This window comes from Chitinophaga ginsengisoli (assembly GCF_003014595.1).
GTDB lineage: Bacteria > Bacteroidota > Bacteroidia > Chitinophagales > Chitinophagaceae > Chitinophaga > Chitinophaga ginsengisoli.
Genome location: NZ_PYGK01000005.1, coordinates 90,982 through 117,928, shown reverse-complemented (window position 1 = coordinate 117,928; position 26,947 = coordinate 90,982). Strand labels below are relative to the sequence as shown.

General features: G+C 39.4%; 18 protein-coding genes. 5 read left to right on the top strand and 13 right to left on the bottom strand.

What is annotated here, in order from left to right:
- Window position 1: 1 nt before the first annotated feature.
- Window positions 2-859 carry an OmpA/MotB family protein gene (locus tag CLV42_RS14085; protein ID WP_106602566.1) on the top strand — a complete coding sequence of 286 codons (858 nt, stop codon included), beginning with the start codon at window positions 2-4 and terminating at the stop codon, window positions 857-859.
- 60 nt (window positions 860-919) lie between these two features.
- On the opposite strand, the gene CLV42_RS14080 is transcribed toward CLV42_RS14085, so the two are convergent.
- The 4 genes from CLV42_RS14080 to CLV42_RS14065 form a co-directional block, all read right to left on the bottom strand.
- Entirely contained in the window at window positions 920-1,648 is a 729-nt protein-coding gene (locus CLV42_RS14080) for a carbon-nitrogen hydrolase family protein (RefSeq protein ID WP_106602565.1), read from the bottom strand.
- A gap of 167 nt (window positions 1,649-1,815) precedes the next feature.
- Window positions 1,816-2,379 (bottom strand): hypothetical protein, encoded by a 564-nt coding sequence (locus CLV42_RS14075; RefSeq protein WP_245901650.1) that lies wholly within the window; start codon window positions 2,377-2,379, stop codon window positions 1,816-1,818.
- 198 nt (window positions 2,380-2,577) lie between these two features.
- A complete protein-coding gene (locus tag CLV42_RS14070; protein ID WP_106602564.1) occupies window positions 2,578-2,934 on the bottom strand; it encodes a LytR/AlgR family response regulator transcription factor in 357 nt (118 codons plus the stop codon).
- A 601-nt stretch (window positions 2,935-3,535) separates the two neighbouring features.
- Entirely contained in the window at window positions 3,536-3,823 is a 288-nt protein-coding gene (locus CLV42_RS14065; protein WP_106602563.1) for a hypothetical protein, read from the bottom strand.
- Between the two features lie 1,240 nt (window positions 3,824-5,063).
- Between CLV42_RS14065 and CLV42_RS14060 the strand changes: the two genes are divergently transcribed.
- A complete protein-coding gene (locus tag CLV42_RS14060; protein WP_106602562.1) occupies window positions 5,064-5,327 on the top strand; it encodes a hypothetical protein in 264 nt (87 codons plus the stop codon).
- A gap of 482 nt (window positions 5,328-5,809) precedes the next feature.
- Here CLV42_RS14060 and CLV42_RS14050 read toward each other — a convergent pair whose 3' ends face one another.
- The 4 genes from CLV42_RS14050 to CLV42_RS14035 form a co-directional block, all read right to left on the bottom strand.
- Window positions 5,810-8,437: an alpha/beta hydrolase family protein gene (locus tag CLV42_RS14050; RefSeq protein ID WP_106602560.1), complete on the bottom strand. Its 2,628-nt coding sequence runs from the start codon at window positions 8,435-8,437 to the stop codon at window positions 5,810-5,812.
- A 66-nt stretch (window positions 8,438-8,503) separates the two neighbouring features.
- Complete coding sequence (locus CLV42_RS14045; protein ID WP_106602559.1) at window positions 8,504-11,116, bottom strand: glycoside hydrolase family 2 protein; 2,613 nt, start codon at window positions 11,114-11,116, stop codon at window positions 8,504-8,506.
- Between the two features lie 178 nt (window positions 11,117-11,294).
- Window positions 11,295-12,713 (bottom strand): RagB/SusD family nutrient uptake outer membrane protein, encoded by a 1,419-nt coding sequence (locus CLV42_RS14040; RefSeq protein WP_106602558.1) that lies wholly within the window; start codon window positions 12,711-12,713, stop codon window positions 11,295-11,297.
- 10 nt (window positions 12,714-12,723) lie between these two features.
- On the bottom strand, window positions 12,724-16,077 hold the full coding sequence (locus tag CLV42_RS14035) for a SusC/RagA family TonB-linked outer membrane protein (protein WP_106602557.1): 3,354 nt from the start codon (window positions 16,075-16,077) through the stop codon (window positions 12,724-12,726).
- A gap of 677 nt (window positions 16,078-16,754) precedes the next feature.
- Between CLV42_RS14035 and CLV42_RS14030 the strand changes: the two genes are divergently transcribed.
- Entirely contained in the window at window positions 16,755-17,309 is a 555-nt protein-coding gene (locus CLV42_RS14030; RefSeq protein ID WP_106602556.1) for an RNA polymerase sigma factor, read from the top strand.
- Window positions 17,310-17,350: 41 nt separating this feature from the next.
- A complete protein-coding gene (locus CLV42_RS14025) occupies window positions 17,351-18,499 on the top strand; it encodes a FecR family protein (protein ID WP_106602555.1) in 1,149 nt (382 codons plus the stop codon).
- Between the two features lie 199 nt (window positions 18,500-18,698).
- Here the strand turns inward: CLV42_RS14025 and CLV42_RS14020 are convergent, their stop codons facing one another.
- Genes CLV42_RS14020 through CLV42_RS14010 form a run of 3 tightly spaced genes read right to left on the bottom strand, consistent with a single transcriptional unit; the run spans window position 18,699 to window position 21,627 of the window.
- Window positions 18,699-20,357 carry a hypothetical protein gene (locus tag CLV42_RS14020; protein ID WP_106602554.1) on the bottom strand — a complete coding sequence of 553 codons (1,659 nt, stop codon included), beginning with the start codon at window positions 20,355-20,357 and terminating at the stop codon, window positions 18,699-18,701.
- 11 nt (window positions 20,358-20,368) lie between these two features.
- Window positions 20,369-20,935, bottom strand: a complete 567-nt coding sequence (locus CLV42_RS14015; RefSeq protein WP_106602553.1) for a hypothetical protein — start codon at window positions 20,933-20,935, stop codon at window positions 20,369-20,371.
- A complete protein-coding gene (locus tag CLV42_RS14010; protein ID WP_146154383.1) occupies window positions 20,935-21,627 on the bottom strand; it encodes a hypothetical protein in 693 nt (230 codons plus the stop codon). Before CLV42_RS14010 ends, CLV42_RS14015 begins: the two co-directional genes overlap by 1 nt.
- A gap of 880 nt (window positions 21,628-22,507) precedes the next feature.
- On the opposite strand from CLV42_RS14010, the gene CLV42_RS14005 reads away from it, so the two are divergent.
- Entirely contained in the window at window positions 22,508-22,858 is a 351-nt protein-coding gene (locus CLV42_RS14005) for a hypothetical protein (protein WP_106602551.1), read from the top strand.
- Between the two features lie 125 nt (window positions 22,859-22,983).
- Here the strand turns inward: CLV42_RS14005 and CLV42_RS14000 are convergent, their stop codons facing one another.
- The gene (locus CLV42_RS14000; RefSeq protein ID WP_106602550.1) at window positions 22,984-25,623 is read right to left on the bottom strand and encodes an alpha/beta hydrolase family protein; all 2,640 of its coding nucleotides are present in this window, start codon (window positions 25,621-25,623) and stop codon (window positions 22,984-22,986) included.
- Window positions 25,624-25,793: 170 nt separating this feature from the next.
- Window positions 25,794-26,933 carry a FecR family protein gene (locus tag CLV42_RS13995; RefSeq protein WP_106602549.1) on the bottom strand — a complete coding sequence of 380 codons (1,140 nt, stop codon included), beginning with the start codon at window positions 26,931-26,933 and terminating at the stop codon, window positions 25,794-25,796.
- Between the last annotated feature and the right edge of the window lie 14 nt (window positions 26,934-26,947).

Here is a 26,947-nt window from a genome sequence, read left to right as displayed (position 1 = left end):
TATGAAACGAAGAGTCATATTATTATTAGCATTATCATGCCCTGTTCTATTATTCTCCTGTGTCAGTACGAAAAAATTCAAGGCTTCTGAGGCCAGGTATGCTGAGTTATCCGGCAAATATGCAAACCTCCAGAGCAAACTGGACGACTGTCAGCGTAGCCTGCGCGATACTGCTTCTGCATTTGAGCGTAGCAGAAACCTGAGTGAAGAAAGGGTGGAAGGATTAAAGCAGAATAATAATACGTTACTGAACCAGTTGAAAGACCTGTCTGTTATCAGCAATTCACAGGCAGAAAGCATCAAAAAATCGCTGGATAATATAGGCGCGAAAGATGCTTATATACAGGACCTGCAATCAGCCATTGCGCGTAAAGACTCTCTGAATATGGCACTTGTGATGAACCTGAAGGGCGCTATTGGCAACCTGGATGATAAAGACATTAACATCAAAGTAGAGAAAGGCGTAGTGTATATCGATATCTCTGATAAACTGCTGTTTGAAAGCGGTAGCTACGATATCACTGCCAGAGCGAAAGAAGTGCTTGGAAAAGTAGCGAAGGTATTGCTTAATCAGCCTGATATCGAGTTTATGGTGGAAGGTCATACAGATACCAATCCTTTCAAGAGAGGTGTATTACTGGACAACTGGGATCTGAGTGTGAAGAGAGCGACTGCTGTGACAAGGGTATTACAGAATGACTATGGTATTCCTCCTGCTCACATCACCGCTGCCGGTAGAGGTGAATATCTGCCTGTCGCTTCCAACGATACTCCCGAAGGAAGAGCTGCTAACCGCCGTACACGTATCGTGATACTGCCACAGCTTGACCAGTTCTTCAAACTGCTGGAAAAGAAATAAGAATATCATCCATTTCATTATAGCAAGAGGGCGTCTTCGTTATCGGGGGCGCTCCTTCTTTTATATCGTCGCTGCAATGACACTGCGTGTCTTTGTATCAAACACCAGGATACCTTCGCTCGTAGCATCCAGCTGATTCACCAGTACACCGGTATTATCCCATATACCAGACTTACCTGCACATTCAAATCCGTCAGACTCCCCTACCGCATTCGCCAGCAATACCGTCATTTCATATTGCTCTCCTATTTCTGATAATCTTGCAATTGCCTTATCAATACCTCCTGTCGATTTCACCGCACTGGCAATATATACTGCTGCGCCACTTTTATAAGCATCTTCCACATGTGCCGGTACCGACAGTTCGTAACAAATAGCCAGGGCTACATCACTTTCCTCGCCCAACAAACTAACAGTGCTTTGTCCGCTAACGAAGTAAGGATCTTCATCTGCATGCAGGTATTTCTTTGCGTACACTTCTCTATCTTTACCTGGCTGAAACAGTACCATACTGATCGTGATACCTGTGTCTCCTTTCAACGGTGCGCCTATGCCGATCGTTACCGTTTTTTCGTCGCTGATGTGCTGAAAATCGTTCAGGCATTCATCGTCCATACAGATCGCCAGGTCTTTTGCTAATGTGGGTTCATAACCTGTGATGGATAATTCCGGGAAGATGATGGTGTCTGCGCCGTGAGCAATAGCCAGATCGATGATCTTTTTGTGGTTTTCTATGTTACTCCGGATGTCTCCTTTTACTGCTTTTGCCTGTGCTACGCAAATTTTCATAGTCTGGTGAGTTTTTAATGGATACTTGCCGGTTAGGATGCTGTAATATTATCGCTATATTTTAAGAAAAAGAAGTGGGGAGGGATATTTTATTGGTGGTAATTGTGTTTTATGGTAAGGGAAAGCGTTCCGGTCATAAGACCAGAACGCTTCCTGTTTAATGCTCACTAGATCTCGAATTCTGCTTCGGTAATATTACCCGGCAGATCGGTTGCAGTCACCAGGACACGGGAGCCCAGCATTGCGGGGTTCGCGACAGTGGCCGTGTATTTCCAGTAATTGCCTATACCCGAAACTGCATCTCCCTGTTCCAGCTCTGCTCCTGCTTCAGACAGGATCTTCACTTTTACAGACTCGACGCGGACGACGTCTTTTACCAGGAATCTGATCACACCACCCACAAGTCCTCTATACTGTCTTGTATCAATCTCAGAGACCCTGGGTGGCCTGGCCGCATCGCGGAAGGCCGCATTAAAGGCTGATTGTCCTTTTTTTGCTGCTTTTGCATAGAGCAGCTTCTTTTCAGGATCAGCGATTGCTTCCTGGGCGTATGCGGCAAAGCGTTCGAATTTAACTTGAACCGCTACTTGTTCTTCGGTCGGCGGCTTCTTGTTAGGACCGCGTTTAGGCCAGGAAATTGTTTGACCATTCCTCGTCATGAAGGTCAGATTACCTATTGAACCGGACGTACCGTTCATCATAGGATTTTCTTCATTGATTATTTTTGCCATGATAAATATCTTTAAAAAATTGAAAAATAAAGTTCCTTACAATCACTACCGCCAGGTGTAGCAGGAGGCACCTCTCTCCTGTTACCGGTGCAGCCCCTTTGGCTGTGATTGATAACACAATGTTAGGAAGGAATTTAAAGCGGTCTTGAAGAATCTATACTAAGGGCCCAAATTAACAAATAAGAGGCCCAAACCGCCTCATAAAGGCTCTTCTTGCAGTTCATTTTTTTCTGTGATCACCAAAAAATGATTGTAAAAGCCTTGTTTAAAGTCTTTACTGAGTGGTATTTCATCCCCGCCCGTGACCATTATATCACCTCGGGAGACGCTCTTAACGTGATCAAGAGCAACAATATACTTTCTGTGCGTGCGGCAAAATAAATCAGGTGGGAGATAGTTCTCAAACTGTTTCAGACTAAGAGCAATTGCCTGGGAGCGGCCATCTGAAAACTTAATGATGCTATAGGTAAGATTCACACGGATATAGACGATTGTTTCGCTATCAAGCAATTCGTGAATGCCGCCTTTGGCAAACACAAGCATACGTTTCTTCATATAAATTGAATATGGTAGTTAACGAATAGGGGTTACGCAAGAGAGAGAGAGAGCTGTGAGAAATGGTTAGGGTACATAGTCGTAGGGGTAGTCGTAGTCGTAGTAGGTATAGTAGTAGCATAGGATTAGACTGACCGATAATGGAGTTGCGGAGAATGGAATTACCTGCATTGAGATTAACTGAAGTGTTTTTCATAGTAATGATTTTTAATAGTAAAAAAATAACTGTTGTGTTGTGTAAACTGTATCGACTGGAATTAACAATATCTATCTAATTTAATGAAAAATAATCATTTAGAGATCATAACGACACTTAAATTTTTAATTTATAGATGTAATAATCTATAGTATCTATGTGAGACCAACGGTGTACCAATGGTTTTTACTTACGTTTAACTTACATCTTTGAACGTAAGATGAACGTAAGTGAAAGCCATTGGTACACTGTTGGTACACTATTCGTACCGAATGCATCATGATTATTTCCTGGAAATACCAGCATGATATCTATCACTTAATTAAGCGTGCAGGAGTAGGTATAGGATTGGGGGAGTAAAAAATAGTTGGCACAGATTTCTTTACGGATGGAATTCTTCATCAATTATTTCTCAAGATAATCCTTAATGGCAGAGTGATATACTGTACTGCCCTTCCTTACCTTATAGACCGCCTTTTTGCGAGGATCGCTGATAATACTCTTCGCATATTCCACTGCAGCTCTGAATCGATGTTTATATTCAAGCTGCAACTCAGAAGGAACGACATTGCTCATGTCTGGGCATTTGCTGATAAATGCCTTTTCTCCACGCGTTTTTAATATAAAGCCTGGAGCTATTTTACCACGGCGCATTTTTACGCCGGTGAATAACGGATTTTTAGTTCTTGCCATAGTTTTTAGGTTAAAACTAGGGAAATTAGGATTGCGGGTTGTACGGAATTTTGGGATATACTATTGTTGAAAGACAAAGTCTAATCCCGTCTTTCTTTTTACCAGAGAGGCATGAGCGCTGCCAGCGAAAGACAACGTTTGTGAAAACTATCAGAAGAACTCCAATTTTTCACTGACGTACTGTCTAATTATTATATCAACTCTGCCTCTGATTTGATTTTAGCAGGCCCCACTGCCCCAATGTTGCACTTGGTACATAGAGAGAAACTCTTTGGACATAGGGAATATCACCAATGGCTTGTTCCATATTCCAAAAATTAGTTTCATCTTTGGAATGTTAAAGGAACAAATCTGACAAACACGTTAACCTAAACTTTTATTGAAAATGAATATTAATTTTTAATTACACCATTTTAGTAAAATAGCTAAGTGGCGAGTTGTATACCATACATTAAAGTTCGTAACGTCTTGCTTCTCGGTGGACTTTACAGAAAACATCCTGTGGACCTAAATTAATTGGTCTTAGGTAATGGACAATTTTAAAACCACATTCCATGCTAAGGAATCTTTTCAATTTATTTCATAACATTTATCATAAAGTTATTGCAGCAAAATGTTCACCATCTGTTATGCTATACATTCTGTTTTCGGTTAGAATTATTGGACCGAACTGCTAAGAAGCCCTGCAAAAAAATATTCCCTTGAATTTCCAATATCGTAACTATCATGAATGAGAAGACGAGCATGTCGGGGATATTTTGTTCGTGAGCTTGATACGATTCCTTTTAGCATCTAGGAAAGTTACCTGCGTTATTCAAAAGGAATTCATCACTTAGGATAACTTTGGCGAGAGAAATCCAAAGGCGAAAATAAATACGCTATCGGAGTAACTGCCAATAAAGTGGCCTAAACGATAGTTAAATATAAGTAGGCTTTCAACCGGTTAGTTTTGAATTATAACGGAAGAATTACAAACTAGCCCAATAGACTTACCCGAGAAAAAGTTCAAAGGGGCAAACAGGTCAATCATATAATAAGATCACACAATTCCCAGAAAGAAAGTGTATTTTATAAATAATTTTCCAATATGCAGGAGGCTGCTTACGGGAATAAAATTATCTGATCAGATACATCACTCAAGGTTACTGCCTACCACCTTTGAGTGAAGTTATAGGCAAGAGTAGGTGTAAATTATTTGTTAACTAAAGTTTAGCCTTTTGATCCAAAAGGCGAATAAACTATGAACAAAGCAAGAATCATTCTGAGCGCAGTTGCTCTCTTCGCAGTAGTTGGTGGCGCATTGGCATTCAAAGCTGCAAGGCAGCCAGGTTCTGTTTACACGGTTTCTACATTGGCGGGTGGAGCAACAGTTTGTACAACTGTTCCTTACCAGATTACAGCTAATGGTAATGCAACAACCTTTACATCCTATTTTACTAGTAAAAATCCTGCTGGAGTTTGTATACTTCCAACAACCAGGACTTTCTATCAGGTAATTGACTAATTCCTGAAATAAAAGAGGGGCTGTCTCAAAAGTAATTGGGACAGCTCCTTCTTTTTATGCATTTTTTTAAATAAAGGTGCCTTTTTGTTAACCAAATGATGCTTATTGTGTTATAGGGAGTAAGGCAAGAGGCAAAACATTATCAGTTGTATTTAAAAGCAATCACCAACATCAGGGTATGCTATTACCACCAGATCTAAATGATCTGATTCCAGCCAATCATCCAGTCAGAACCGTGAATGAGATTCTGGATAAGGTGGATATTACAACGCTACTGCAACAGTACAAGCCAGGAGGGATAAGTAGCTACCATCGCCTTCTGAAACCGTATGAAACTCTGAACCTTATATTCCTTTTGAATCCCTCTTGGATTTAGCGCATGTTCCAAAAGATATATCAAACTGAAATTACGCAACGCGATCTATCGAATCTAATATGGGCTATTCATTCAATGACTGCCAAAAAGCAAGATGAAAAATTGACTAAAAACCAGAATTAATACCTTTCTCCTTGGCCGTTACGCCCATTCTCATCCAATCCGGCATCTCTTTCCCTTTAAGATAGTGATCAAAAAACTGATGCAACCTATATGTAAAATCCAATGCGTTATTTACATCAGCTATTGTATGTCCTTCTCCATCGTATTGTAAGAGCCAACAAGGTTTTCCCGCTCGACGAAAAGCAGAATAAAACTCCGTCGCCTGTGAAAAGGGAACAGCTGCATCTCCTTTATTGTGCATTATCAGCAACGGAGTTCTTATACTGTCTATAAAAAAAATGGGAGATGCATTATAATATGCTTTAAAATTTCTCCAGGGGGGTATTCCTAAATTTCCCTGATTAGTCTCATAAAGTATTTGGCGGCTGATACCTATTCCGTTTATACCTCCATAGGCACTTATAAGGTCACACGTTCCTGCGGAAGATTGGGCTGCTTTAAAGACGTCTGTCTGAGTGATAATAAAATTTGTTTCATAACCACCAAAACTATGACCTTGTAGCCCGATCCTACTTGAATCAACGAAAGATTGTCTACGGAAGTACATTGCTGCAGAAATCAAAGTACTTTTTATACCTTCTTCCGGTTCTCCCGTTTTATAACTGATATCTGGAATAAATACCAAATACCCATTGCTTACAAACCAAGGAATATCAAGTACACCATTACTCAGCTGAGGAATACGATAAAAGTTCAACTCATCACTTCTTTTTTCATAATAATGAAAAATAACTGGGTATCGTCTAGATGGGTTAAAATTTTCCGGCTGGTAAAGAACTCCGATACCTGAATCTCCCTTTGAAATTTCCCATTTAACTAACCGAGACGTCATCCAATTGTATTTATCCTCTGGCCGTATATCAGTAATCCTTTTAAAGGATACAAAATCTGCAGTAAGATATAGGTTGGCAGAGCTAGTACAATCCATTCGACGCACGATAAAACTCTTCTTATTTCCTACTTTTATTGGTCGAAATATTGAGGGAATTGTTAACAAACTTGGCTTAATTTGCGGAAAATGATATACATATGGGCCAATACTACAAAGCTTAGGGTCGCCAACTTTTGACATAGGCAATTTAAAAAAACCATTATTTTTTGTAACAGTATCCCATGCGCACAGGAGCAACGTATCAAGCTTATTTGCGTCCATTTCCTGTCCGGAAACAGCTCTTAGAATCATTTTATGCTTTCTACCGTAGAAATTAGTCACGCACACGGGCGGGTGTAAAGAATTAACTTTCCATTTCCATATATCGAAATTATCATAAAGTAAAACAGCGTCATCTTTCAATAACCAACAAAAGACTCCAAAAGGCAATTTTCGTCCTTCCATATCACTTGTATAATCAAAAAATGTAGACATAGCATTTTCTAGAACATTAATTTTCCTGGTTTTGATTTCATAGGAATAAATTTTCTTTTCTCTGTTATCAAACCACAGTAAAAATCTATAGTCTGGCGAAAATTCAAGTTGTCTAACTCTATCCCCTATGCCTGAATAGACAATAAATGTTTCGCCCGTCTTAATTGAAGTTAGCCTGATATAACAAGAATCATGACTCCAAAAATCCCTAGTATTACTTTCATAAGACAGCAAAAACCTACCGGGATAGATGTTGGGAAATGATAGTATCACTCCATTTGAACTAATCAATTCTTTACTTGTCAAATCTTTGGAAAGATTTATAGAATAAAATAGATCACTATCATTTAAAGCAGGATTTAATAACTGCTCCGATTGATAATATTTGTCATGATAAGTCCATATGTCGACATGATGTGTTAATACTGCCCCACTTTTTATCGACTTGCTAACACCTCCCGACAATTTAATAAGAACACTTTCCTCATTAATAGTAAACCATTTATTAGTACACCGATAACCTTGATTTATCTTTGTAGTCGAATCAAGGTCAAAAATCATCTTTGCATTATTCCATCCGTATCTATATAAATATACTTTTCTCCGTTCTGAATAATATGTTATCCATTTACCACTTCGACTAATATCAATGTCACTAAATCTCACGCCATTAGCTACTGTTTCCAATTTGTGTGATGTAATCGAAAGTAACTTTATTGAACTATCGCAATTAAGTATGATAGATTTCAATTTTGAGTTTATGCGATACTCTGATACATTTGGGTAAAACATTGAAGTATCCCTTGTAAAATCCAATATTTGTAGTGAATGCTTTTCGGCTATGCTAAGAAATAAATATTCAGGCATACTATCATCATATGAAAACTCATGTACATACGAAAACGATTTGACTTTCTCACTATCAAGATGAATAATATTAAAAATTGAATCGCTCTTCAAAATGAAGGCAAACTCTCCGTTGGCCGAAAATTTAAACTGCAAAACATTGACATATTTATACTCCTTTAAATCGCTTAAACGTTTAAGAACTAATATCTCCTCTCCATTCAAAAGTTCTCTATAAAAAATATACCTCCCATTTGATGAAGCCAAACAACTTTCTCCAAAAGAAAGGTCTTGTAATTCATCCCAATGCCTGAAGTCTTCCACCTTCAGTTCTGGTTTCTGTGCATGTACTAAAATATGTAAGAATATAAGACAGGAAATGATCATCCATTTCACCATATGGAATTTTTTCTTCAATAAAAGCTAAATAAATAATGCTTTGTTTTGGAGATAAAGAATTTTTTCTCACCGTTTATTGGCAAACTTATTTAGTACATCCTGAAAGACTTTCAAATCCTCTCCGTTTGCAGATTCAATAGCCTTTTTCTCCCAAAAAATCGCCAAATCCCTATTACCCAATTTATATAAAATATTAGCATATGTATCCATGAAAATGGGAACTTTTTCCTCCTCAACAGTCCGTTTACTCCATTGCAAAGCATAGCTCAATAGATTTTGATCAGATATATTCTCGAACACCGCCCAAGCATAGTTATTAAGATCCCAATTTAAAATAGATTTACCGAACTTGTTAAACCATTCATGAGTACTCTCTGTAAACTCACTAATATTACCATTCCTTAAAAAATAAAGTGAACGCTCTCGTAAGAAAAACTCTTCCAAAAAAGTCTTATATATCCCCATTTCTACATATACAGAATCCCAAGCATTTCTGCTCATGTTTTTTTTGATTTTTGGCCTAACTATGCTATTGAATATGAACTCTCTGAGCTTTTCGTTCCATGATACGTTACTAGTTGTATTGGTAAGATCAACTTCTTTTATGAGTTTTTGAAATGCCAAATCAGATGTATCTACTAAGTTAGAAATCATGAAATTAAAGTCTGAATCGGTATATGGCGGACAAAGAGAGGAAATATAACTCTGCGCAATAACTCGATATCCAACAGCGTCTTCAACTTGTCTTGCCATGTTTGAAATCTGCTTTAGAAAATTCGGATTGCGCTCTCCATCAATATACTTCTGCAATGCCTTACTATAGCTAATTCCCGGATCTGTAATATCTGCATCTTGTATTCTCACTTGTGGTATAATACCCACGTTCTGCACCAGGTGTGCATGAATTTTCCTTAATTCTTCAAACGGTATCTTAATTACCTCTCTATCGTAGGTCATTATACCATTCTCTTCGCCTTCAACATCAAATGGTTGTGTATAAATAGATCCAGCGAGCCCTTCTTTCTCAAGCAATTGCAGGTGTTCGTTCATTATAGCGTATTTGCCCAGCAACTGTGAAGGAGTTACTTGCACATAGCCCCAGCTTCTATTAGATAACCACTGATGGTCAGGGATAAACACTCCTATACCTCCGAACTCTCCTAATATCTGTACACGTCCTTCTTTAGCAGGTGCATTCATCGGGTTTGGATATGAATGCACATCAGCAATATAACTACCTATCCAAGCATTCGGTGATGGACTACGCAATTGCTCATTTACCCAAAGCATTTCTCCCGAATGTGCGTTCAATAACCTTGAAGGATCTTTTTGCTTTACATATTCAGTAAGGCGTTGCTGATCATACTGCCCCCATTTTTCATTAAACAATACCCAGGTAGTGATTGATGGGTGATTATACAACTGATCAATGGTTTCATTTAATTGTTTTTCAAATGCAGTTTTTGATCCTTCAGGCAATCCCTGGTTAGGATTTACGAAATCCTGCCAAACAAGCATCCCTAATTTATCTGCATAATAATACCAGCGAGCAGATTCTACTTTAATATGTTTTCTTATTGTATTAAAGCCCATTGCCTTAATAGCTTCGATATCGAATTTCAACGCTTCGTCAGTAGGTGCAGTATACAGTCCATCGGGCCAGAACCCCTGATCCAGCGTCCCAAGATTATACACATATTTGTTATTTAAGAATATCCTGTAATAGCCTTTTTGATCCTTACCTACAGATATCTTACGCATGCCGAAGTAACTGCTCACTTCATCGACAACCTTACTACCTTTAATTAGCTTTACGTCCAGATCATAAAGGAACGGATCTTCCGGAGCCCAAAGCTTTGCGTTTTTTACAGGAAGCCTTAAAGAAATATTTGCTTTTCCTTTAATATTTCCCACTTTGCTATTATTATCAAGGGCTGTCACTTCTACACTATATCCTACAGGTGCGCTAACTGTTATGTTTAATATGCCCTTATCAATGTCAGGGGTAAATATCAGGTTAGCGATATATGCTACAGGAACCGTCTCCAGCCAAACTGTCTGCCAGATTCCAGATGTAGGTGTGTAATAGATATTTGCAGGATTACTGACTTGCTTACCATGAGGATAAACACCTTGGTCGGTAGGGTCGAAAACCTTTACAACAATTTCATTATCGCCATCTTTTAAGGTGTTGGTAATATCGAAAAAGAATGCTGTGTAACCACCTTCATGCCTCCCTATCTCCTTTCCATTAACATATACCGTTGCTTCATTGTCAACAGCCCCGAAGTGGAGTAATGTTTTTTTAGATACATCTTTTTTATATGTAACGATCTTTCTATACCATAAGTTCTGTTGAGGCGTTATTCTCTTTTGTACACCTGATAACCCGGATTCAAGCGGATAAGGTACAAGTATTTTTCCTTCATAACCTAAAGGCATTGAGTCCCCTTTAACTGTAATAGCATATTCCCATAATCCATTCAAGTTCGTCCAGCTATCACGCACCATTTGTGGACGGGGGTATTCTGGTAATGGATTCAATGGATTGACATCTTTAGCCCACCTTGTCTGGATAGACGTGGTCTGCATCTGCCAAGCAATCTTATCTTGACCGATTCCGAGAAATGGGCTTAATGTTAATATTAGTATACCAAGTAAGCATGATTTTCTAAACATTCCTAATAATTTATAATTGATTATGGTTTACCCTTTGGGCCCTTACACACTAACAGCGTCGTCGAATGCTAACGCGACACAATAAGCAGAGGGCTTCACGATAATTATCTAGCCGGCCCTTTGCCTATGCCAATCGTGCTGCCATCAGTCTCACTAGAAGTGAGACTGATGGCTAAGCTTAATTATATCCAGGATTCTGATGGCCTGTCAAACTTGGGTTCCTTTGCAACTCCTGTTGAGGAATAGGAAATAACTGCTGATAGGATTTCCAAACTCCTCCCTTCTCGGTCATTGCTTCAGTCATAACTTGATCAACGACACCCATACGTTTTATGTCGAACCAACGATGGCCCCATTCTGAGAAAAACTCATGCCTTCGTTCACTAAGAATCGTGCTATATATATTATTTTGGCTCAAGTCCTGTAAATGAGGCAATCCTGCTCTGGCTCGAATAATATTCAAATCGCTTTCTGCCCCATTATTTCCCGTAATATTGCCTTTTCTCGCACGCGCCTCAGCTCTAATTAAATACTGTTCTGCTAATCGAAATACCATTAAATACTCACTTACAGGCTTATCAAGTTCGCCTATTTTATATTTAAACGGAAAAAACGCCGAAGTACCAGAGCCATCATCGATCATTCCAATCCATTCATTTTTCCGTCCATCACTCGTTTCAAAACTATTAACAATGGACATACTTAATGAGTATGGTTTACCAAAAGGATTAGGAGAACTGGTAAGTATGAAAGCATTACCGTCTTCAGTATTGGCCAAACCGTTGACAGGCTGCAATTGCCAAATTGCTTCCTGGCTATTCTTAAGAAAAATTGAATTTAAAGTCGCGAGTGCATATATATTCTGTTGGGCTATAACGTCTGTTGATAAAGCAATTGCGTCATCCCATCTACCCAAATATAAATACACCCTACTAAGCAAGGACGTCGCAACATTTTTTGTTGGCCTTGTTCTTTCATCTGACGATTTCATATCAGAATCAAGGTAGTTAACTGAAAGGTTTTCCCGTGCAAAACTTAAATCCTCAATTATCTGTTGATAAACATCTGCAAGACCCTGCCGCGGCAACTTACTGGATTTTAGAAAATCAGTGCTTAAAACAAGTGGCACGTCACCATAAAGGTTAACGAGATAAAAATAGAAGAATGCTCTTAAAAATCTGGCTTCGCCTAACAATTGTTGCTTAGTACTCTCCTTTAGCGTCTTCGAGGCACTTAATCCCTCAACAGCTCCATTTACCCTGTAAATGAACTGATATAACTCAGTCCAAAAGGAATAAGTGCCACCATTCTGAGAATTTTGGTTATTCATGTAAATTAATGTCTGATCATCTCTAACTGTTTTAAGCTCGTCAGAAGCGATACCAATAACAGCACTAATACTGTTTAATCCCGTTGCAAATGATCCTCTTGACATCATTTCGTAAATTCCATTCAGGACGGCAATTGCGGAAGCATCATTCTTAAAAGCCGTATTGGAAGTGATTTGATCAATAGGGGGATCAATTTCTATCATTTTCTTACAAGAGAGGAAAGGCAACAGAAATATGCTTAATATAAATATTATCTTCTTTTGCATAAACTAAGTTTTAGAAATTTAGAGCCACACCACAGGTTAGAATCTTTAATGGAGGTAAGGTACCTACATTCCCGGTCTCAGGATCACCGCTCTTGTAGCTCGTAAGCGTAAGTAAATTTTGACCGCGAACATATACTCTTGCGCTCGCCACATTTGCCCAATGAATAATTCTAGAAGGCAATGTATAAGACAGCGATAAATTTTTTAATCTTATGAATGACGCGTCTGTAACATTATAATTACTTTCGTCTATAAAGAAGTAAGACTCTGATTGATCAAATCGTTGACTAAATTTAGCTACAGCTGTGTTATCTCCGGAGTTTCTCCACCTCTCAAGGACGCTAATGGGCTGGTTATTAATTCCTCCTAAAAAGGTTCCAGGCACAGACTTATGAGAAAACTTAATACCGTCTTGCTTAACAAATTGAACTAGGAAATCCAAGGATACTCCTTTGAAAGATAGGGAATTGGATAATCCACCAAAAAATTTCGGACTAGTATTTCGATACGCTATGCGATCAGTAAAGTAATTTGGGGACTCAACGGACTCTCCATCACGAGAAAAAAATCTATATGTACCTGTTTTTGCGTCCACTTTATCGAAACTGTAGACTTTAACACCGGAAAATGATTGACCAACCGAATAATCAAGCGCATAAGGAGACTCAGACAAATTTGGATAACTCAATAATTTGTCTCTGTTCACTGATATATTTAATCCCGTTTCCCACTCAAAGTTGGTTGTACTTCGCCATTTCGCCGACACTATAACCTCAATACCTTTGTTTTGAATAAGTGCTGGTGAGTTAGCAATCAATGTTCCCGGACCTGACATTTCTGGAAGAGCATAAGCTAAAAGCTGATTAGCCGACCTGTTTCTATAATAAGAGGTAGTTAAGAAAAAGCGATTTTTCAAAAAACCCAATTCTAGTCCAACTTCCAGCTTTCTGGTAGTTTCCCATGCGTAATAAGGATTACTGACTCCAGAACTTATTAGTCCTCGTGAACCTTGATAAGGCACACCTACCCCTGTAGAACCAAAAAGTTCCAAGTATTTATAGTCCCCAATATTCTCGTTCCCAGTAATTCCATAGCTAATTCTTAACTTTCCAAAATTTACTCTTTCTCTAATATTTTTAAAGAAATTCTCACTTGAGAAAATCCACGCGGCCGCCGCCGATCCGAAATTGCCAAACTGATTTCCTGGTCCGAACCTACTACTACCGTCTCTACGTGCATTTAGATTAATAATATACTTGTTGTCCAAAACGTAACTTCCGCGAAAGAATAATGCTGTGTATTTATACTGGGATGAGGTATTAATAGCAAAGAATGAACTAGCTGCCGATAGACTTTCTAGTAAATCATCGCTCTTGAATCCGGAAGCAAACACAGTTTGATTATACATCGAATTACTTTGATAAGAGCCACCGATAAGAATATTCAACTCCGAACGTCCAAATCTACTAGAATAATTAAGTTGGGGCTCTATACTTAAACTTCTTATTGAATTATTATAGAAATTAGAACTAGCGGTACTGTTTGCCCTATAGGCTGGCGAAATTGACATCAACGGCATAGGGGAAAAAGCTTTGCCATCAAGCATATTATATCCGAATACTGTCTTGAAACTTATATTCTTAAGAATATTTATGTTCAGATCTATATTTGAAATCAGGTTATTAAACGTAGAGCTATATTTAGAAAGCAAGGACGCAAAAGGATTATACCATGTTGGATTGCCATTTATTGGATTGGGTGCCCAGTTTATTGACCCATCAGCGTTGTAAATGTCCGGAGCGTTGGGGGCCAAAAAAATATTGCTTGCAAAATCGTAATCTATTAAGTTTGTTTTGTTGTGTAGAAATGAAGCCGAAACGGTTGTTCTGAATTTATCATCATTCGATTTAGCGGTGACACTTATATGAACGTTTCCTTTTTGGTCATTTTGATCCCCAGGAAGAACGACGGTCTGCTTGGAATAACCGCCACTAAGCAAATAAGTTGAATTCGCCGCACCTCCCGTCACAGAAGCTTTTAAATTATTATAATGGGCCGTCCCTCCAATAAGTACTTCTTGCCAATCCGTATACTTATTTTTATCCCATACCAGCAGATCATGATTTGTGTACGGAGAAGGAGTAGTCGGTAAACTAACCCCATCATTAAGAAACGCCTCTTTTCTCATACCCAAATACTGCTCAGTATTTAGCAACTTCAGTTTTTTAGTAATGCCTCCAATACCACTGGAGTAATCAACATTGAATTTCGCTGCACCTGGTTTTCCTTTTTTTGTTGTTATTAAAATTACTCCATTCGCAGCACGAGATCCATATATTGCCGTAGCATCAGCATCCTTCAATACCTCTACAGACTCAATATCTGCTGGATTCAAGAAACTAATTGCCGACACTTGTGATAATCCCATTGCACCACCACCAATTCCTGAAATATTGTTAGAATAAGGCAGCCCATCAATAACATAAAGTGGCTCCGTATCCGCAATCCCTCCATTCACCCTATTAAGACTGTTTTGGCCTCTAAGCTGAACTTTAACAGCTGAACCAGGCATACCGTTTGTTTGTGTTACAACAAGACCAGGCACACGACCTTGCAAAGCCAACAGAGGATTGTCGATTGGTTGCTTCTCTATCTGTTCAGCTGTTACGCGAGATACATCTCCTGGATTTAATCTTCTTGTGGTAGTTCCATAAGCGATCACTATTGTTTCATCTAAATTCCCAACATACTCTTGCATCCTTATTGTTCCAAGATTAGTTTTTCCTCTGATTGGAATTTCCTGCGTTAAATATGCAACATTTGTAAAAATAAGAATTGTGGATATTTGAGCATTTTCAATTTCAAACTTACCATGCTCATTTGTAGTAGTACCAAAATTTCGATTTTTTACCTTAACCGTGACCCCTGGGATGGGCTCTCCCTTCTCATTAGTAACCGTACCAGATATAGTTACCAATGTATCCCGTTCGGAGAACGAAGGACTTTCCTTCTTATTACTCTTCCTCACCCCGATCTGCTTCTCACTTATCACCTCATAAAGTAAATCTTTCCCCCTAAAAAGTTCAGCGAGAATATTTATTACATCTTTATCCTTTGCATCGTAATCAATATTCGTATAGGGCGCCAAGTCAGTATCAACAAAATAAATTGTGATGCCACTCTTTTTACTAACCTGATTAAGAATATTAGCTAAACTACTTTTTCGTACAGAAATGCTGATTTGCTTCCCCTGTAATGGCTCCGCGTTTGCCCGAGCCGCCGGCTGAAAGTTGACGCATAGACATAAGAATGCTACACAGAAAGCGTATAGGAGACGCCGTTTCACATGAACAGTTCTAGGCATAAAACACAGTATTTTGGTCAAGAAAATGGTTGGTATACCTTTCCCTTTAACCTCACTTGAACAATATTGTACACTATAGTTCAATAGAACAGATCGCCATCAACAACATCCATATCGGATAAACATCCAATAGAGTGCGCTATTGTATTAGGCAATGTGTTCTTTAAAGGTTATCGGGAAAATGATAAAGCATTAGCTAGTCGTACTATTTACATTCAATTAATACACTCACATACATATTATCATAAGGTATACGGGCTGGTTAGTATCGGCGACTTTTATGTTCCCCCGTCGCAGCGGTATTATGACAGTCCCTATATCTATCTTAAGAAAATAACAAAAAGGTAATGTTCGAGACTAAACTTTTTTTTGACTACTCAAAAGTTGAAGTATTGAGCAAAAAAAATTCCACGCTAGCGAACTGATCTTCATTACTTTTGATAGACAAACCAACTAAAATGTGATGAAAATCAACCGTATTTTGCTTAACTTCCAGATGATTAAACTATTTTCGATCAAAACCGATTGTCAGCATAATGCCATGTAATCTCAATATGCCACCAATCCTCCACCTTTTCCTTCTAAAGGCCATGTGACAAATTCTTGTCCAGTTATTTAACACCGGCATCATTTTTATGTTTAAAAAATATTAATAACAGGTCATTCGGACTTGCAATATGAAGGGAGAAGAAACTAAGCACAGCGATTTCGAACTATTAGAGCAAATTAAGGCGGATAGTGCATCGGCCCTTGCAGAGCTTCATGCCAAATACAGGACCAGGATGCTCAGGGAGGCATTCTATATCGTCAACGATCTCAACGACGCGGAAGATATCGTGCAGGAGATTTTTATCGATGTATGGAACCGGCGGAATAAGATCGGCACAGGCCCCTTCTTACCTTACCTTCTCCGGGCCACCTGGAATGCGAGTGTACTTCATATGAAAAATAAGCTGGATAAGGAAGAGAAGCAGAAGATGTATGATTATGTATCTGAAAAAATTACTACTGAACAACCATTTGAGCAGGAAGAACTTGCCAGGCTGCTGGACAAAGCATTGCAACTGGTTCCACCAGCCGCCCGCAGATCATTTATGCTACAATATATGGAGGGACATAACCAAAAAGGTATAGCAGCGCAACAGAACATTAGCCTGCAGGTGGTAAAGAATAACGTGAGCCTGGCGCTAAAAATTCTAAGAAGCGTGCTCGGATCGAAAAAAAGTCTGTAACAAGACGTTACCTTTTGGTAGATTTTATAAGATATAATATAATGGAAAATAAACTTGGCTATATACGTTCACTGATAATGCAGGAGATTGACGGTCAGCTGACCGAGCAGGAGAGCGTTTTTTTGTTACAACAAGTGAATGAAAACCCTGAAATCGCCGAAATTCGCAACCATTTATGGGAAACAGTTGGCGCTGATGAAGTAAACCAATACCTGCTTGATCATACTACTGAAACACAAACCGCCAAACTGCTGAGCAGGATTGAACCGGCAAAACAGCCCAGGAAAAAAGTCATTTACCTGGTAGCGGGGGCCGCAGCTGCTGCCGCCATTATTTTGCTTATTACTAACATCGGCATCTTTACAAACAGTAAGAGTCATAATAAAGAAATAGCGAAGGCATTCTCTGAAGAAAGCGTGAGTAAGAATGTGCAATTAACCTTGTCGTCAGGAGCTGTCTATAACATCAATAAAGATACTTCAGTAAATACAGCTGGCGCCAATTGGAAAGTAGCTGGTAAGACACTTACATTAAACACGGCAGCATCAAATATAGAGCAGTTTGCTACGCTGACTGTACCTGCCGGCAAGGATTACTCATTAGTGTTACCTGACGGCTCCCGTATCCAGGTGAATGCGGCAAGTACTGTTAAGTTTCCCTTGAAGTTTAGCGGCCAGTATAGAGACGTATATGTGACTGGTGAATGTTACATTAAAGCAATCACAGATGCATCCAAACCGCTAATGGTACATGTACCTGGCGCTGTTGTACAAGTTTTAGGTACCGAATTCAACGTGAATGCATATGACTCATTAGCAAAAATTGCGTTGGTCAACGGTAAAGTAAAAGTAAAATCTTCGACCGATAGTATTGTCCTACAACCGGGCTACATGGGCGCTGTTTCGTACAAAGGTATAAACGTTAATAAATTTGATGAATATGAAACCTTAAGCTGGCGCACTGGCCAATTCATTTTCCGCAATGCAAAATTTGAGGACGTATGTAAGGTGATCCCACGGTGGTTCGGCGTTCAGGTGGTGCTGGATAATAAACAAGCTTCCGACAAACGTTTCTCGGGAGTAATTGACCGCTACCAGCCACTTGATCTTCAGCTAAAAGGTCTAAAGGCCACAGGAGCTATTGATTATACTACATCAGCCGACAGTATTATTCATATACACTTCAATTAAGTATTTTTTGTAATGGTTGAATTAGACTCTATATAAAGGGCAAAATCAAAAGCCAACCTAATTTCATTTATTAGTGTCAGCCGCCTCTAAAACTGTTTCATCCGCCTGCTGGGCCCAAGACCGGCAGGCAACCCCATTTATAGATCAATGCAGATTGGCTTAAAAAGAAAGAAGAAACACCCATTACAAAGAAGGTCTTTTAATTTGTGTTCCCATAAATTTTAACTATTACACAATAGTTACCCCGGTTATGATTATCCTCGGTAAACATTGTTCTAATCCTGGTGTTGTTGTCTTTATCAATATAGTGTTGGGTTATAGTATTTCCATAAAGAACAGACGCCGGGTGCTGTTCATATACACCACTATATGCAGTCTTCACTCTGTCATTGATTTCCACGAAATGTCTTTTTACATCACTACTATCAGGTAAGGAACAGGCCTTAAATTCATACACCAAAGATTGACGGTCTTCATAATAAGTGAAATATTCATCTTCATTGAGCGCAGCCTTAAATAAGGGCTCAAAGCGTCTTCCGTTCTTTACAACCATCTCCAAAGTTGAGTCGCGGGAAACTGCTATGCCTCTCACATACTTAAAAAACTCATTACTCTTTTGAACAATGTCTTTAATATGATCATCGATTTCACCCAAAGTTTCATCCGTCCAATCAATAAAACTGATATTCTCCATTTCCCTGTCTTTCTGATCTGTAGTGGGATTGTTGCTATCAAACACGAAGTACAATGATTCACGATCTCCCGGCATAATAAGCTGACTTGTACTTCCGATCTCAGAAATGAAGTCAAGCTGGCCGGAAAACTGCATGCTACTGTTAGCCCTGATTACCTTGTCAAATATCATACAGTCAATCGGGGCCTTTTCGATGACTTCCTGCCTGTTATATCCTTGCTGCACGGTAGAATAAATTCTTCCGGCAAATCTTACATCTACAGGGTTGTCATTATAAATCTCAAATGAGAACTCATAATGTGGGTTGTCACCATAAACTCTCCGATACCTGGTATTATATCGTGTCATCTTTTTTGCCAGATCGTTATTTTCGTTGGTGATACGAATTGCTTCAATATGTGCCCAGTTGAAAGGATTATTGCCACTAGTCTGATCCACTCCTAATCCAAGCCCCTTTGCAATTGTCCGGTATGCGGATAAATATTGCCGGGTTTGTTCCGGCGTAAATACAGACTTAGACGGGTCAATAAATTGAATCATTGAACATACCCCCAACATAACTCCTTCTTTTGCAGCCATCAATCGCTGTAAATGGGTTGGGTGTGTCGCAATCACCGGGTTCACCCGATCCATTTCGAAGATCTGCTTATAGACGGCAAACATTTCTTTTCGGCTCTGCTCCAGATAATCCTTATAACTGAAACCGGGCTGATTGTTGATTAAATCTGGTAATTCGATAGTATTTACCATGTCGGTCATTAGCAGGCCTGCCAGGATATCGGCATTACATTCCAAAAAGATCTTCCCCTCCCCGCCCGACGTTTGCTCAATAACTTCTTTCTTATAATTACTAAACTGCATCTTATGTGCAATTTCATGCGCCAACATAAATTCAATAAACAGGCGTCTGAAAATTTCGCTTTTACCTTTTGTATAACGTTCCACCTGGTTCAACTGCACAAAAACATCCGGCTCTCCGCTCGCAGCGTGAGTAGATCCTCTATCGACAAACCTTACATTACCGAGAGTAAGATTAAACGTTGCCTGTACTTTTTTGTAGTCGTCAAAAACCTTAATGACCAGGTCTCTGTCTTCTACGATATTACCAGCTATCGTCCTTGTTACCGTAAGCAAAACAACTACCAGCGTAACAATGTACTTCATAGCAAATCGTTTTAATCATTTGACGCGTCAGGCGACCTTAGGATATCCCCCACTGTAATAACAAGCAGGATCACCGTAATTATTATTCCCAAATACAGTGCAAGGAGGCCGTAATATGGGAACACCAGATCAGACAGATTCCAAATTTTTGTCGGAATGCATTGTTGTGCTTCAAGAAAATCATGTATAGGATCCTGGCTATGCTTCAGAAAATAATCAAAGCGGGAAGCTACTTCATGTTTGACAGGTGCCTTCGATATGACTATCCTTGCTTTATCAAAGCAGCTTATCGAATATTGCCCATAGATCAGTTGATAGCCTATTATAAGCAGCATCAATAATCCAACTAAAAAAAAGGCAACCTTTTTCAGTTTTTGCTTGTTCTTCAATTTATCGTATAAAAAGATAGACAAAACACCTGCGACAAATACAAATATTTTTCTCCAATCAACACCGGCATTGTCCTCTGCATTAATGACAGGAGGAGATACAATAAATGTAACTACGGCACCCATGATCATGGCACCAACCTTTGTAATTATTGAAATATCTTTTCCAGGTGACATTATCTTTGCCATTATTTCAGAGGTATAAAGTTAACTTGAATGTCTCTTTCGTTCCCAAGCATTCGATTATAGTCAGGCACCCCCCGATATAACTCACGGGTTGTAGCGTCCTCTAACCAAAAAATGATATAGCCTGGAAGTTTTATAGACAATTTATAAGGATTAGAAAATGCAGTTGAGTTACCATTAAAAGCCCCGGACGATATAATTGTCTTTTGGTCGACGCCGGTAAATTGGGCCCAAAACAAGACGAATTTCCCTGTCCAATCCTTACTACCATTTACTAATGCAGACACATTAACTTCACAGTTCTTAAATATTGGAGTTTCGGGGCCCAGGTACAAATTCCCGTTGTCTTTGATCATAGAAAACTTCAATTGAATATCCTGGTTTAAATTATTGACGACTGCCCCTTTTTCATCCGCCGATGCATTCTTTAGAAAATACATTGCCTTCGTATAGTACTCATTCAGGGCATTTAACTGGAACGTATCACTCTCGGACTTTACATAGGAGAGTAATAAATTAGTCGCCTTTTGCAGGCTATCAGACTGGCCTGTGTCTTCCACTTTAGAAAGAGAATCCCGGAATGTCCGGAGTGCCGTAATAGCATTCTTTCTAAGCTGGGCCGGTTCATTGTTTGTCTGCGCAAGACAATCCTGACACAACAAGCCTAGTAAAATAAGGGGAATGATACGACTCATGTCACCAATACGCATTAATGGAATTTGTAATAAGTTTCGATACGCCTGAAAAATTCTCTTAATATCAAGTACGCCTACAGTATACCTCACGTTTGTTCCAATGATGTGGCTGCCTTTTGAAATGTAGTTCCTATTATAATTTATTACCCCTCATTGGGGCCATTATTAAATACAACAATATCAGGTGTACATTAATCTGGCAATAAAGTGAGCCCTGGGCACAAGGTGGCTGATTGGGGCTGTATAAATATAGAATAAAATAACCATTTTTCAAACCGGACTATCGCTATCGGAGGGACGCCGCTTTAGAGTCGTATTTTATGTATGACTTAACATCGGAAAATAGAAAGTATCCAATGTACTGTTTTTCAATTGACATACAACAAACATTCCCGTCATATAATTTAGATAGAAAATAAAAATCGCTCCCTCCAAAGTTTTAAGTGCATCTCCTAAGGGGAAAAAATGCAGCTAGTAGTAGCTTTACATAAGCAAATTATACCAACGGAACCCACCATACCCGTTTGAATTTAACCCAAATAAATTTTATGAACCCGAAGTTCCATACTCCGATTATAGCTTGTCTCTGTTGTTGCTATTCTTCTTATAGCTGCTGTTGTTGTTGACCTCAACAATAACAATTGCGCTTACATTACATTTTCCAATTTTTACATCTTCATACTGATCAAGTAGCGTGTACGTTGCCATCACCAGGCATCATACTGTACTCTTCAAACTTTTTGCTGATCAGCAATTGCCTGGCATGATTGCAAGCGCGCCGGGAAATCTTCAAGATGGGGAAGCCGAAAACCATCGAAAAGAGTAGGCAATTTCATGTTTTTTTAAGTTTAGCCTTTTGAGTTATAAAGGCATTAGTATTATGAAAAAAGCTCGTATAATTCTTTCTGCAGTGGCTATTCTAGCCGTAGTTGGTGGTGCATTCGCTTTCAATGCTGCTAAATTCAATGGCTTGAGAGCATTCACTTACACAACAGAATATACAACCCTGGGTACTGTATACACTGCTGCTGCTTCTGTTTATTTACCTATCACTCCAGCCAGGTTTATAACAAACGCAACTGCTAATCCGCTCACTACTGTATACAGCACTACAGGCACAACAACGACTGCAGCAATTACATTAATTGAACTTAATGGTACAGCGACCATTACTTTCCCAGCATGGACTGGTGTGTCAGTTCCAGCGACTCACACAACTGCAGTTAACTAATTGCTGTAATGATTTTAGCGTTTCGGATAGGATTACCTATCCGAAACGCTAATTTATTTTCATTACCGCTGGAATATACGTTCGGGAAACTTGTGGTAATAAACTGTATGAAGAGGCAGAAAGATTTACTGCCCCCCTGATGTATCTTTTGAAGAACTATCTATTTCCAGTCCTGAATAAAGCCCTTTATAGACAGCCGGCAGACCGCTAGTCATCCATTTAGCTGCGGGTTTTCCTTTCAGATAATGATCAAAAAACTGTTGCTGTCTTGTGCAGAAATCAAGAATATGATCAGCATCCGTTAATACATGATCTTCGTTGTCATATTCAAGCAGCCATACCGGTTTATTCACGCGGCGCAACGCTGTAAATAGCTCCATAGATTGCCCGAAACCGACTACGCCGTCTTCTCTATTATGCATTAGTAGCAATGGTGTTGTAACCCTATCGACAGTAAAAATGCATGAGTTATCAATATACATCTGAGCGTTCTGGAAGGGCGCTGCTCCTAAATTATTCTGCCCTGTTTCCTGCATAAACTGCATGCTTACACCTCCAAATGCTAATTGTCCATATCCACTGATAAGATCACTATAGCCCGCAGAAGATTGTGCAGCTGCAAATAATGAGGAGTGAGTGGCTATATAATTGGTCAGATATCCTCCATGACTATGCCCCTGCAGGCCCATTCTGTTTTTATCTATCCATTTATATTTTCCCGTTAAATATTCAACAGCACTTTCAACCGCTTCCAATGCAGCCTGGCCTGTTTTACCACGCATCCGGTATATATCTGGTATAAATATGGCATAGCCCCGGCTTACATACCAGGGAACATTTATATTTACAGGACTTAATGCCGGCATCTTATACTGATATCTTTCAAAGCTTCTGTCTTCATAATAGTTGAATATAATAGGATAACTTCCTGATGGGTCTAAATCTTCCGGTTTATATAATACACCAAAACGCCGCTGCCCTTCTTTATTTGTCCACTGTATAAGCTCAGCAACATACCCTTTGTATCCTGCGATAGGTTGGACATCAGAAATAACTACAAACTGCTGAAAGTTTCTTGTAAAAAAAATATTAGACGGGTTTGTATCACTTTGCCTTTGCACAAGAAACGCTGATGTCCCTTCGGATTTCATGGGAGGGGGGACGTATCCATCGAGAACAATACCAGGGAAATAATACAGATATGGTCCCAAAAAACGTTTGCCGGGATCATTTACTGTAGATAGCTTTACCTTCGTGAATCCACTACATTTTGTCGATACTTCCATTCCTGTCAGCAGGATTGAATCTTTTAAACCGGTAGCTGCATAGGACGCTAACACCTCAACAGGTCTGAATTGGATCCCGTTCCTTCGGCCCGATCCATCCGTTATGGATATAGGCTGCTTTTTGTTTTCAGGATCCACTTGCCATACATCAAAATTATCATACCCGATCAGCGCAGCATCATCTTTTAGCCAACCAGATATGTCAAATGAATTTTTACGACCATGAATACCTACAACTTCATCATTAATGATACCAGAAGCTATTTTATTTATTGCACCTGTTTTTATTGTATAACAAAATGTTTCATTACTCAGATCATCCTTCCAGGTAATATATCGCCCTTTGGGGGAAACGCTTACCGATGACGGCGCCTGCACAGATGACGGAATAAAATCCCGCTGTTTACCCGTAAGCAAAGACAACAGCCAATATTGCGTATGTTCTCCATTCCAATAGGTTTCAAATTCATGTGTTCTATTTTTCAGAAGTACATATTCTCCCCCTACCTGTCCCGTGATGGTCTGATGATCATTTTCCAGTTGTATAACAGATCTTGTATCAAGGCATATCACTGCTGTATATTCGCCCGTTGATAGGTTGTTCAATTGTTCAGACTGCAGGCTTTTATCACGGAAGCTCCAAATACTCACTCCTTTTGTAATCAGATTAGCATCCTGCTTTAATAAAGCCGGACGTTTCTTTAACTTGAAAAAAACAAAGTTTCCATCATCACTAAACCTGATATCATTCTTTAAGATCTCCAAATGCTGCAGTATTCCTTTAGCACGATTTTCAACAAGTATTGTCGCCGATGACATCTGAGGGCGATACTCATAAACAGTCGTGCTGCTTCCTTTGGTGCTTGAAAATATTAAATGAGAACCTCCCGCATCGAAGTTCACATTTCCTATTTCAGGCCCTGTAAAAATAACAGCCCCTTTTGTGTTTTTAAGATCTACCCATATAAGGCTACTATCCCTGTATAACACCAATGCGGTTCCCTGTTTATTAAAATAGCTATCCCTAACTCCAGTATAACTTCTTTCCTCACCGCTTGACAAACCCCTTAACTTTAAGGTATCAGCCCTTTGAAAACAGAGATAGGTTCTATTTCCCTCGCCTGCGACTTTGGGGTTGCGTGCGCGATCGACCCGATACTCCTTCATGGTTGGCAACGCTAATACATTTACATCATTCTTCCATTCAAATACAAGATATTTACTGTCAGCCGTAAAGGCTGCACTTCTCACGCCCTCAAAGCTGGCTTTTTTCCGACCATCATTGGTACAAATGTAACAGATAGTGCCCCCGGCATCTGACTGTTCAGTATACCATATATAATTCCCGTCGTTTGAGATACCGTATGTGCCGAGTTTTTTTGTGTTCCTAATGGCATCTATGTCCAATTCTTTTCTCTGGGCTGATAGCTGGCTTATGCATAAGAGCAAAGCGATTAGAAATACGCATTTTTTTCCCATTGTATTGAGCGTTATTTAATCATGTTCCTGACTGAAACCTATGAAAATACATTGTACCATCTGTAATGGCATAGCAGTACATTCTGCCCACATAATATATTTTAAACGCAAAAACGGCTGACGGGTACCATTCTGATTGAGGAAAGCGGCAAAGGAAGTTACAGGCACTACTATTTAATATGAATTACGCCGTTTTTGTCAGTGGAATAATCAATTCGGTTAGTGAGTTTCAATCCATCGAGGGTAACTTCTATTGGCTGTGTCTTATCTATCATCCCGGTAAACCTTTGCTGGCCAGCCTTTTTATTATCAATCACTACTGTTTTTCCATACCATCTGGTAAGTACCCGGCTTACTTCATACAGAGTGGCATCATTGATATAATATTTACCTTCTCTCCATGCCAGCACTTCAGATGCATCAAAGACACCTGCTTTCATACCCTGATCAGTAGTTACAGCTTCCATGCCCGGTTTTAATACCAGGCTGTCCATCTTAGTTTTAACCTTCACTGCACCGTTTACGAGCGCTACTCTCTGCACACCAATGTCGTAAGTATTAACATTAAACTCTGTACCTAATACCTGTATAGTAGCCTCTGGTAACCGCACAATGAAAGGCTTGCCTGGCTGCCGGGCAACTTTTACATAAGCCTCTCCGTCGATGATTATTTCTCTCCTATCATCCAGGAATTGCAAGGGGAATATCAAGCGGGTACCAGAGTTAAGATGAATCTCAGATCCATCATTTAAATGAATCGTGTAATCCTTTCCGGGCGGTACAATTAACGTCGCCCGTTCCCTGTTATTAGTATTGGTTGATTGGTAAGAAAGCGTATTACTATGTGTGCTGATAGCAATAGGGCCTGCGTTCAGTTTTTGTTCAACAGTATCCAAAGCTATTGTCTCGCCATCGGGCAGCTGTAAAACGACCTGCCTGGGCTTATTGCCTGCAGCTGCAATCATTGCTGACACCTTTTCAGAGGAGGAATGAAATGAAACATATTTTACACTAAAAAAAGCGATCACCCCTACTACGGCTGTAATAGCACCTGCCCTTCGCATATTACGGGCACGCTTTCTCCGGCGTTCCTCCCTGATAATATCCCGCGCATTAAATGATTCCCGTAGCTGCCGCCGGGCTTCCTGTACATCAGGAGTTTGGAATTTGCGCATCATCTCCTGCTGCAACAGCCATAGTTCAGGGTTTTTATCTATGGCATCTTTCAAAACAGCTTTATCAGACGGTGTAATTGTTCCGCAGATATCCTGTATGATCAGATTCTCAATAAAATCTCGGTCTAAACTCATGATAACCTAATAAC

Bases quoted from the DNA above. Each gene is read 5' to 3' on its own strand.
- CLV42_RS14085 (WP_106602566.1), top strand. From the start codon at position 2: ATGAAACGAAGAGTCATATTATTATTAGCATTATCATGCCCTGTTCTA.
- CLV42_RS14060 (WP_106602562.1), top strand. From the start codon at position 5,064: ATGAACAAAGCAAGAATCATTCTGAGCGCAGTTGCTCTCTTCGCAGTA.
- CLV42_RS14015 (WP_106602553.1), bottom strand. From the start codon at position 20,935: ATGGCAAAGATAATGTCACCTGGAAAAGATATTTCAATAATTACAAAG.
- CLV42_RS14000 (WP_106602550.1), bottom strand. From the start codon at position 25,623: ATGGGAAAAAAATGCGTATTTCTAATCGCTTTGCTCTTATGCATAAGC.
- CLV42_RS14025 (WP_106602555.1), top strand. From the start codon at position 17,351: ATGGAAAATAAACTTGGCTATATACGTTCACTGATAATGCAGGAGATT.
- CLV42_RS14075 (WP_245901650.1), bottom strand. From the start codon at position 2,379: ATGGCAAAAATAATCAATGAAGAAAATCCTATGATGAACGGTACGTCC.
- CLV42_RS14070 (WP_106602564.1), bottom strand. From the start codon at position 2,934: ATGAAGAAACGTATGCTTGTGTTTGCCAAAGGCGGCATTCACGAATTG.
- CLV42_RS14035 (WP_106602557.1), bottom strand. From the start codon at position 16,077: ATGCCTAGAACTGTTCATGTGAAACGGCGTCTCCTATACGCTTTCTGT.
- CLV42_RS14040 (WP_106602558.1), bottom strand. From the start codon at position 12,713: ATGCAAAAGAAGATAATATTTATATTAAGCATATTTCTGTTGCCTTTC.
- CLV42_RS14050 (WP_106602560.1), bottom strand. From the start codon at position 8,437: ATGGTGAAATGGATGATCATTTCCTGTCTTATATTCTTACATATTTTA.
- CLV42_RS14030 (WP_106602556.1), top strand. From the start codon at position 16,755: ATGAAGGGAGAAGAAACTAAGCACAGCGATTTCGAACTATTAGAGCAA.
- CLV42_RS14045 (WP_106602559.1), bottom strand. From the start codon at position 11,116: ATGTTTAGAAAATCATGCTTACTTGGTATACTAATATTAACATTAAGC.
- CLV42_RS14065 (WP_106602563.1), bottom strand. From the start codon at position 3,823: ATGGCAAGAACTAAAAATCCGTTATTCACCGGCGTAAAAATGCGCCGT.
- CLV42_RS14080 (WP_106602565.1), bottom strand. From the start codon at position 1,648: ATGAAAATTTGCGTAGCACAGGCAAAAGCAGTAAAAGGAGACATCCGG.
- CLV42_RS14020 (WP_106602554.1), bottom strand. From the start codon at position 20,357: ATGAAGTACATTGTTACGCTGGTAGTTGTTTTGCTTACGGTAACAAGG.
- CLV42_RS14010 (WP_146154383.1), bottom strand. From the start codon at position 21,627: ATGAGTCGTATCATTCCCCTTATTTTACTAGGCTTGTTGTGTCAGGAT.
- CLV42_RS13995 (WP_106602549.1), bottom strand. From the start codon at position 26,933: ATGAGTTTAGACCGAGATTTTATTGAGAATCTGATCATACAGGATATC.
- CLV42_RS14005 (WP_106602551.1), top strand. From the start codon at position 22,508: ATGAAAAAAGCTCGTATAATTCTTTCTGCAGTGGCTATTCTAGCCGTA.